Source organism: Arthrobacter sp. TB 26 (genome assembly GCF_000427315.1).
Lineage (GTDB): Bacteria > Actinomycetota > Actinomycetes > Actinomycetales > Micrococcaceae > Arthrobacter.
This window is the reverse complement of the sequence record NZ_AUPJ01000397.1, coordinates 1-2,943: the sequence shown is the minus strand read 5'-3', so window position 1 is coordinate 2,943 and position 2,943 is coordinate 1. Positions and strand designations below refer to the sequence as shown.

3 protein-coding genes are annotated in these 2,943 nt (G+C 66.6%); 1 reads left to right on the top strand and 2 read right to left on the bottom strand.

Features of this window, described 5'->3' with window-relative positions; genetic code table 11:
- A partial coding sequence (locus K789_RS0115435) for an L-lactate permease (RefSeq protein ID WP_024367539.1) occupies nt 1-864 on the bottom strand: 864 nt, incomplete at its 3' end.
- A 145-nt stretch (nt 865-1,009) separates the two neighbouring features.
- Between K789_RS0115435 and K789_RS0115430 the strand changes: the two genes are divergently transcribed.
- Nucleotides 1,010-1,702: a GntR family transcriptional regulator gene (locus tag K789_RS0115430; RefSeq protein WP_024367538.1), complete on the top strand. Its 693-nt coding sequence runs from the start codon at nt 1,010-1,012 to the stop codon at nt 1,700-1,702.
- Between the two features lie 76 nt (nt 1,703-1,778).
- Here K789_RS0115430 and K789_RS0115425 read toward each other — a convergent pair.
- Nucleotides 1,779-2,943: ATP-binding cassette domain-containing protein (locus K789_RS0115425; protein WP_024367537.1), on the bottom strand; the 1,165-nt coding region annotated here is incomplete at its 5' end.

Below are 2,943 nucleotides of genomic sequence, written 5' to 3'. Positions count from 1 at the left end.
AGGCACGGCCTCCGGGGCCCCCTCGGCGGCACCGTCCATCCCGACGATTTCCTTCGGCTGCCAGAACTTCAGCATCAGCAGCACGGCTGCCACAGTCACGACGGCGGCAACAACGTCAGTCAGTTCCACCGCGAAGAAGTTGGACGTGACAAACTGGGCCACGCCGAAGGCGGCGCCTGCCACGAGGGCCACGGGCCAGGTCTGCTTGACGCCGCGGCGGCCGTCGACGATGAACACCAGCAGCAGCGGAACGATCAGCGCGATGAACGGCGTCTGGCGGCCGGCCATGGAGGACAGATCATGCAGCGGCAGGCCCGTGACACCGTTCAGGGCGATGATGGGTGCGGCCATCGCGCCGAAGGCGACAGGAGCCGTGTTGGCCAGCAGCGAGACCACTGCGGATTTCAGCGGTTTCATGCCGGCTGCCATCAGCATGGCGGCGGAAATGGCCACCGGTGCGCCGAACCCGGCGAGGGATTCCAGCAGGGCGCCGAAGCAGAAGGCGATGAGGATCGACAGGATCCTCAGGTCGTTCGAGATGGAACGGATGGTGCGTCCCAGCACCTCGAACCACGGGGTGGCCACGGTGAGCCGGTAAATCCAGAGGGCGTTGACCAGGATCCACAGGATCGGGAACAGACCGTAGAAGATGCCGGCCGCGGTGGCGCTCAGGGCCTGGTTCACCGGCATCTGCCAGCCGACGATGGCCAGTAGGAGGGACAGTGCCAGGCTGGCTAAGGCCGCCATGGGGGCTTTCACCTTAAAGACGCCCAGTAAAACGAAGAGCAGGACGAGCGGAAGCGCCGCGCAAAGGGCTGAAATCACCAGGGACCCGGCAATGGGATCGAGGATCTGCTGAAACATGTGTCTCCAGATTGTGTTAGGCGTCACAACACCGTGGCGCCCTACGATTGTCTTACAAGTGCACATGTTGGTCAAGCCTGACGAGTTGTCTTGTCTGGCAAGATTGGGACTGAATCAAGAAACCCTTGGCGGAATGGGAGCTCCGGTGGCCGGCCGAATTGCAGCAGTCTCGATCGTGGACGCGGTCGCCTCGGATCTGCGGAACCGGGTCTTTGCCGGTGAGCTTGCCTCCGGGGACGCCCTGACGGAGTCGGAGGTCGCCTCCTCCTACGACGTGGCGCGGCCGACGGCGAAGGCCTCGATCGAGAAGCTGGTCGGCGAGGGGCTGCTGGACCGGGGGACCCACAAAACCGCCCGGGTGGTCGAACTCGGCCCGGAATCCGTGCGGGACATCTATCTGGCCCGCGCGTATCTGGAAAGCGAAGTGCTGCGCCGGCTCGCAGTCGCGCGGGACGTGCCGGAAGCGGCGGTGCAGGCCAACCGCGACATCGCGGCGGTTCAGACCGGCGCTCCGCTCGACGTCGTCGAACCGGACATGCGGTTCCACACCAGCCTGATCGACGCCGTCGGCAACGAACGCATCAGCCGGATGTACCGCTCACTCGTGGGCGAGGTGCGGCTGTGTATGGTCCGCATCCAGTCCCTGCACCTCCTGGACACCGCGCTGATCCAGGCCGAACACCAGAGGATACTCGAACTGATCGGGGCCGGCCAGGGCGAGGCTGCCGCCGTGCTGCTCGACGAACACCTGGGGCGCGCCCGGGAGCGGCTGGTCGCCGCCATGGGAGGAACCGCCGGCCCGGAGGCCGAACAGCCGTCCGGACTGCTGCCGGACTAGCCCACACCGCAACGCGGGGTCACGTACGGCCGATAAACACCACAGGAACGGGCGCTATGTGACCCCGCGTTGCTTGTTAGCGGGCGCGCTCGACGCGTTTTTCGTCCCAGACCGGCTCGGCCGATTCATAGACCTTGCCGTCTGAGCCAAAGACCAGGAAGCGGTCGAAGGTCCGGGCGAACCAGCGGTCGTGCGTGACGGCGAGGACCGTTCCCTCGAAGTGGTCGATGGCCCGTTCCAGCGCCTCGGCCGAGTGCAGATCCAGGTTGTCCGTGGGCTCGTCCAGCAGCAGCAGGGTGGCGCCGGAGAGCTGCAGCAGCAGGATCTGGAACCGGGCCTGTTGCCCGCCGGAGAGGGATTCGTATTTCTGCTCCGACTGTGAGGCCAGCCCGTACCCGTCGAGCGCGCCGGCCGCTGCCTCACGTCCCAGCCCCGAGCGGTGTTCATCGCCGCGGTGCAGGATTTCGAGCAGGGTCTTGCCCAGGAGGTCGGGCCGGACGTGGGTCTGGGCAAAGAAGCCGGGCCGGATCCGGGCGCCGAGTTTCACAGTGCCGTCGTGCGGCACTTCGGCGATGTCGACGTCGGACACCGGCAGGTGCTCCCGTTCCGGGTCGGTGCCTCCGGTGGCGAGCAGGCGCAGGAAATGGCTCTTGCCGGAGCCGTTGGAACCCAACACGCCGACGCGGTCGCCGAACCAGACCTCCGTGGAGAAGGGCTTCATCAGCCCGGTGAGCTCCAGCTTCTCGGCGACGACGGCGCGCTTGGCCGTGCGGCCGCCCTTGAGCCGCATCTGCACGTTCTGCTCGATCGGCAATGCCTCGGGCGGCCCGGCCTCGAGGAACTTCGCCAGCCGCGTCTGGGCGGCGTGGTAGCGGTTGGCCATGTCGGAGCGGAACGCGGCCTTGTTCTTGTACATGTTGACGAGTTCCTTGAGCTTCACGTGCTCCTCGTCCCAGCGCTTCCGGAGTTCCTCGAAGCGCGCATTCCGGTCCGCTCGGGCCTCCACGTAGGAGCCGAAGCCGCCTCCGTGGATCCAGGCCCCGGCGCCGTTGATGCCCGGTTCGAGAGTCACGATGCGGCCCGCGGCGTTGTTCAACAGCTCGCGGTCGTGGCTGATGAAGAACACGGTCTTCTTCGACTCGTTCAGCTTGGCCTCGAGCCAGCGCTTGCCCGGGACGTCGAGGTAGTTGTCCGGCTCGTCGAGGAGCAGCAGCTCGTCGGGGCCGGCGAACAGCGCCTCG